Annotated in this window: 4 protein-coding genes; 2 read left to right on the top strand and 2 right to left on the bottom strand. The window is 37.7% G+C overall.

The window, feature by feature from the left end; genetic code table 11:
• Positions 1-86: 86 nt before the first annotated feature.
• On the bottom strand, positions 87-1,460 hold the full coding sequence (locus tag IQ228_RS18330; RefSeq protein ID WP_193963846.1) for an MFS transporter: 1,374 nt from the start codon (positions 1,458-1,460) through the stop codon (positions 87-89).
• A gap of 576 nt (positions 1,461-2,036) precedes the next feature.
• On the opposite strand from IQ228_RS18330, the gene IQ228_RS18325 reads away from it, so the two are divergent.
• Positions 2,037-3,329, top strand: coding sequence for a recombinase family protein (locus IQ228_RS18325; protein ID WP_027402006.1), 1,293 nt, complete (start codon positions 2,037-2,039; stop codon positions 3,327-3,329).
• Between the two features lie 49 nt (positions 3,330-3,378).
• Here IQ228_RS18325 and IQ228_RS18320 read toward each other — a convergent pair whose 3' ends face one another.
• A complete protein-coding gene (locus IQ228_RS18320) occupies positions 3,379-4,905 on the bottom strand; it encodes a hypothetical protein (protein ID WP_027402007.1) in 1,527 nt (508 codons plus the stop codon).
• 257 nt (positions 4,906-5,162) lie between these two features.
• On the opposite strand from IQ228_RS18320, the gene IQ228_RS18315 reads away from it, so the two are divergent.
• A partial coding sequence (locus tag IQ228_RS18315) for a glycosyltransferase family 39 protein (RefSeq protein WP_193963844.1) occupies positions 5,163-6,439 on the top strand: 1,277 nt, incomplete at its 3' end.

Below are 6,439 nucleotides of genomic sequence, written 5' to 3'. Positions count from 1 at the left end.
GGAGTAGGGGGAGTAGGGGAAGTAGGGGAGAAATTTCATTCTTCATTCTTCATTCTTCATTCTTCATTCTTCATTCTTCAGAACTCCTACTTGCCCGGTTCTTGGACGAAAATCAGGGGAAGTAGCCCTAATAGTCGGCACAGGCTAGAAAGGGCAAATAAACCTAATAAACCGCCAAAATTAGGACTTTGGGCAATAAAACCGCCGATTGTTGTACCTAAAGCTCCACTTACCCCCCCTACAGCCGCAACAATGGCAAAATAGATAGATTTATTCCTCACAGGAGCAATTCCCAGATACATATTAGTGCTACATAAATCAACACCTGCCCAAGTGATGCCAGTGAAAATATGTAAAAGCGGCAACCATAGCCAAAAATCAAGTTGATGATTACCAATTCCTAACCATAATAATGGTGTAATTGCGACTAAAACGCCAACACAGATGAGAATGGGACGATTGCCAATTCTATCAGCTAATTTCCCCCATAAAATCAACACTAACAGATTTGCCCCAGTCTGAAGACTGCTATAAATAGTTACTAAAGTCACATCTAAATCTAAAGTATCTAATAAATAGAAGTTGAAAAAAGGTGCGCTCAAATGCACAGCCAACATCCAAATACTGAAATAAAGTAGAAATAGTAAGAATTTAGAGTTCTCCCCAATAATACTAGTCCAATTAGTTTTTTCTTGGCAAATATCTTCAGGAGGACTTTCACAACCATTTAAACTATACTGATTTTGTAATTGTGGATTGACATCTACTTGGAAATACTGGCAAAACAAGCTCAGAATCCCGCAAATAGTCCCTAAAGATAGAACTAATCCATAACCTTGGATAGTTCCACCATACCAATGTGATATTACTAATCCCGCTAAAGGAATACATATTAAATTCGTCAGATGACAAGCACTATTCCGAATCCCAAAATATCTCCCTCGTAACCTGCGGGGAACAATAATTGCTAACCAACTTAGCCAAGATGCACTTCCTAATCCTCCTAAAAGATGACTAAAAAGAACAATTGACAGTGTTAATACTACCAATTGTTGAGAATTTAGGACACTGGAATTATTAGCGAAAATACCAATTACCAGAATTAGCCATAATAAACGAGAAGTTCCAAAGGTTAAGAGAGAATACTTTAATCTACTGGTAGTCTGTTCGGAAATGTAAGCGCCCACAGGTTGAACCAAATTTACCAGCATGGGAATTGAGGATAGCATTCCAAATATCACTGGAGTAGCATCCAACTCGACTAACAAATTACTGACTAAAATTCCCCCCGTACTCAAAGAAAAAATAGATGCAAAAATAGCATCTGCCGTAGAAGCTTGTAAACTGGTACGAATATCGTTTTTAGTAAATTGCTTAGGAAACTGTTTAATTAGTGAAGAGTCGAGATTGGAAGTCTGAATATCCAGTGGTTCAACTATGTCAACTGGAAGGGAATTCATATTATCATGTCTATGAAACGGATGACGAATTTTAGAGGAAGTAAGTGGGCGTTAAAAAATATAAACCTAACCCCCCAACCCCCTTCCCTACCCGTTAAGGGTGAGTCAAAGCCTCTCCAGTAAGTAATTGGACAAAAATATTTACAGTCATTGCGAGGGAAGGGAAGCAATCACAACCCTTGGAATTGCTTCATTTCACTTCGTTCCATATGGCTAACGCCACGCTGCGCTAACGCCATGACATTGTGTAATTAATTCTGTCTCACTACTTAATAAAAGTAATTCCTTTCCGTTCTATAAAACTTACCCCTCTCCTAAGAGGAGAGGGTTAGGGAGAGGTAGGGGAGAGGTTTTACATTTAATTGTGCCAAGCTACTTATATCTAATCACTGATAAATTGTGATCTTTTGCTTTTGTATTTTTCAACAAAAAGTTTGTTGTTTCAATATCAGTTTGCAGACTCACAGTCTATAAAACACCGCAGAAAATGTCATCAGTATTGCATAATTAGGAGATTAATCGAGTTTTTGCAATTAATAATTGAGGAAAAGATCCAATTCTCCCTTATTTCTCCCCATGAAAATAATTGTTTATATTTATACTGATCCATTATTAGATACTGTTCCCAGCCCAGATGATTGGGGTTGGGAAGTAGATAAAATTTATGAAGATTTAGGAAAACGCAGCCAATTACAACAATTATTAATTGATTGTCAAACTGAAACTGTAGATTATCTACTGCTGCGCCGATTAGAAGAATTAGGTGATAGTTTATCCCAAGTGAGCGATCGCCTTAATCAAATAGAAACAATGGGAGTCATAGTCATTACGACACAACAACCCTATGCTTCCAAATCTAGTCAAATCCCCGCCGAACTACTACAATTATTACCAGAAATTCAATATCAACAACGTAGCCGCCGAATTCGTCAGGGACACGCTCGTAATCGCCTAGAAACCTCACCACCACCGGGAAAATCCCCCTATGGCTACCGGAGAGGACAGGGTAAATATATTATTGATCGCACTACCTCACCCGTTGTTAAAGATTTTTTTGAATATTTTTTACTCTATGGTTCTGTCCGTGCTACCGTCCGTTATATAGGTAAAAAATACAGTAAAAATATTTCTGTCACTACAGCTAGACGGTGGTTAACTAATCCAGTTTATCGCGGTGATACAGCCTATCAAAACAGGGAAATTATCTCTAATACTCATGCGGCAATTATATCCAGAGAGGAAGCAGCGCAAATTGATAGAATATTACGACGCAACAGCCGCTTACCATCGCGGACAGCTAGTGCGCCCCGTTCTTTAGCTGGTTTAGTCATTTGCCATCAATGTCAGTCACAGATGATTGTCACCAGTGTTACCCAGCGTCATCATAATAAAAAGTATTTATATTTACGCCCAACCGAATGTCCTCAACAGCCTAAATGTCGTGCTATCCCTTACCAAGTAGTTTTAGAAAAAACCATTGATCATGTTTGTCAAGATTTACCTTTAGCTGTCGCCGGGATAAATTTTCCCCAATTAGATGCAATTAAAAATAGTTTAGGCAATGATATATCTCGTCAGCAACAAATCCTCCAGGAATTACCCACTTTCATAGAAACGGGGATTTTAGATATAGAAACTGCAAAATTAAGAGCTTACAAACTTCGCACAGAAATTTCCGAACTTCAAGCCAAGTTAGCAATTCTTCCTCCTGTGAATTTGCGTTCTGTAGCTGAAGCTGTCTCTATTCCCCAATTTTGGCTCGATTTATCAGAGGTAGAACGAAGATTTTACTTCCGTGAATTTATCCAACAAATTCAAATTATCCGCCAAAATAGAGAATGGGATGTACAAATAATTTTTATTTTCTAAACCACAAGATCCCCGACTTCTCAAAGAAGTCGGGGATCTGAATCATTGATTATTCATCTTGATTTTTGGGGGACTGTTTGCCTTTTTTACCTGCATTTTTGACATTCATCACTTTTCCTAGTAAATCAAACCAAAAAGGCGCACCCATCGCAATAGCGATACCACTGACAAACCAACCAGCAATCATACTTAAAACACTGAAAACAGGCAACCCATTAACTCTATATTTTGTGCTGTTGATTTGCTGTTGTATGTTAGCACTTGTCCAACCAATTGGTAATTCAACTTCCTTTAAAATCTCGTTAGGATCTATTTTATTGATATCTGAAGGATTAGAGCCTTGTGGTGCTACTTTTACAGCCTGGTTAATAATTATTTCCCGCAATAAAGAATCCTTAGATAAACGGTTAATGATATGAAAAGTATCGGCATTGGTTGTGATAGCTAAGGTTATGCCAATGATAATTGCCACTCCTTTAGCATTACGTTTATAAACACCACCGGCTCTTTCCATTGAGCTATCAAAACTATTTTCAATTTCTCTTCGCAAAAGAGTAATACCTTCCTCCGTGCTTTTAGCCTTCATCTGGGCGCGTTTTGCCATAGTTTCAATGCTATCAACTACAGAATTTGGCAAAATATCAATCAGTTCTTTAACTTTCTTATAAGTTTCACTATCTTTATCTTGGATAGCTGCTATGACTTCACCATGAATATCACTACCTTTCTTGATAGATTTGACGATTTCATTAATATTAGGTTTTAAGCCTCCTATGACTATAGCTTTTTCTGCATTTTCAAAAATATCTTGTCTTAAGAATTTTAGTTCCCGCAAAGGCTTATCTAAAATATATTCATGATTGGCTATAGTTGCTGCAAAACTTTCTATGTATTTAGCTAGGCTATCTCCCATCCTATTTATCACCATGTAGATATCATATTTATCCTTTTTGAATTCATCAATAATCAGGTTATATTCTAACTCCAACCGTCTATAATCTGCGGCAATATTGGTGGCAAATTCACTAGATAGCTCCTGGTTATTAATGTAAACTTGTAACTGGATCAAAATTTGTCTAACATCATCTAACCGTTCAGCTTTGAATTGCTCCAACCTAATTTCAGTTAATTTTTGTACCAATATTGGCAGTTGGAGTGTATCCATAAAAGTATTAGCAAAATTTTCACCACCAATATAGGAAGGCGCACTACGTTTTTGATCACCAAACACAGTTTCTTTTTTAAATCTAGAACTAGACTTTCTAAACAGACTAAAGAATGAGCCAATTGCCCAAGTCGCTTTCCGAGGTAAAGTTGCCAATAAACCTTTCGCCTCTTGATTAATACTTTGAATTAAAGGATTACCGTAAATTTTATTGACAAGTTGAATTATTTCGGGATTTTCTGAAGTTTGAGCATCACCAGCTAAAAGAATTTCAATTGATCTTCTCAAGTGTTCAGCCCGCCATTGCAGTACGGTTGTCAATAGTTCTTGAATTTCCGAAGCCAGTAAACTTAAAATTAAGTAAATAAAAACTAAACCCAGTGCCACATCTAAAATAAAAGGTAAGTTCATTGACATTCTCCTTCGGGGTAGTTGACTAAATGCTAATGGTAGTATTTATATCATTTAATCGTAAAGATGCTTGTAAACTTCCTTAAAAAATCAATAAGAAAATCTTCGCCAAAAAATTATCTCTATTCATGAGAAATTGAGCTAATTTGGGATTTAGCCATTGTCTTTGAATATAGATTGTTCCTAGATGGCAACATTGGAGATTCGCTTTGATCTCTATGTGATTAAACCTAGCAGTTATAAGATTCGCATAGAATATGCAAGAAGGAAGCTTTGTTTGGACTCATCTAGAAAAACAGCATCGTGTGATTGAAAAAAAGATTGATTGGCTATGGCTAATCCTATTGTTATTAGCAGCGGTGATTTTGTTTAGTATCAATCTTGGAGGTTTGCCCTTACAAGATGGCGATGAGGCAACCGTAGCTAGGGTAGCGCGGGAAATTTGGCAAGCCCCAGTAGATTCAATGCGCTGGCTTTACCCCACTTTGGGAGGTGAACCATATCATCACACGCCGCCACTTATGCACTGGTTAATTGCTGGGGCTTATTATCTGGGTGGTGTCAATGAATGGACAACGCGCCTACCTGGTGCAATTTTGACAGCAACTTCTGTACCTTGCTTATATTGTCTAGGAAGGGAGATATTTCGTCAACGTTGGGCAGCTATTTATAGTTCCTTGATTTATTTAACAATGCTGCCTGTGGTACGTTATGGCAGGTTGGCAATGTTAGATGGGGCAGTTGCCTGTTTTTTAATTGTGATGATGTGGTTTGTCTTGCGATCGCGGCGGGATTTACGTTACTGCTTAGGTGTAGGCATTAGTTTTGGGTTAATCTGTCTAACTCAAGGCATGATGGGTATTTATTTAGGTGCAATTGTTTTAGTCTTTCTTTTTTGGGATACACCCAGACTACTCACAAGTTATTATTTCTGGATAGGTATTTTTATCGGTTGTCTACCTGTATGCTGCTGGTATGGGTTGCAATTATGGCACTATGGGTATCCCTTCAGTATTGATATCAATACATCTTTAAGCCATATTCAAACCATTAATAATGGCACATCCCAAGCACCTTGGTATTATCTTTTAGAAATCGCCAAATGGACATGGCCTTGGTTGATATTTCTCCCCCAAACTATCCGCATTACCTGGGAAAATAATAACTTAAGTTGGGCAAAATTAATTATTATCTGGTGTGGTGTTTATCTATTAATTATTTCTCTCATTAGCTTTAAACTCCCCTGGTATATATTCCCCATTTACCCTAGTTTGGCTTTAGCTTTTGGGTTTCAATTAGCCCAGATGGAAAATGTCCCCTTATTCTCAGGCTATCCCCGCGCTTGGGTAACGAGTTTAGCGATATTGGCGGTAGTAGCCTCTGCCAGTAGTATTTATTTTGGGGGCAGAACATTAGACAAAGCCGAGTTACAGATTATTTTTGCCGCAGTAGCTTTAACTATGACTTTATCCGCAATTTTAGCAGAACGCGGTGATAGACAATTTCTGAAGATTTTAATTTGGGGAAGTTATAT

The sequence above is a fragment of the Dolichospermum sp. LEGE 00246 genome, assembly GCF_015207865.1.
Classification (GTDB): Bacteria; Cyanobacteriota; Cyanobacteriia; order Cyanobacteriales; family Nostocaceae; genus Dolichospermum; species Dolichospermum heterosporum.
Note: the sequence above shows the minus strand (reverse complement) of the source record. Positions and strands in the feature narration are given on the sequence as shown.

Excerpts from the sequence above, each read along its gene's own strand:
- IQ228_RS18325 (WP_027402006.1), top strand. The coding sequence starts at position 2,037 with ATGAAAATAATTGTTTATATTTATACTGATCCATTATTAGATACTGTT.
- IQ228_RS18330 (WP_193963846.1), bottom strand. The coding sequence starts at position 1,460 with ATGAATTCCCTTCCAGTTGACATAGTTGAACCACTGGATATTCAGACT.
- IQ228_RS18320 (WP_027402007.1), bottom strand. The coding sequence starts at position 4,905 with ATGAACTTACCTTTTATTTTAGATGTGGCACTGGGTTTAGTTTTTATT.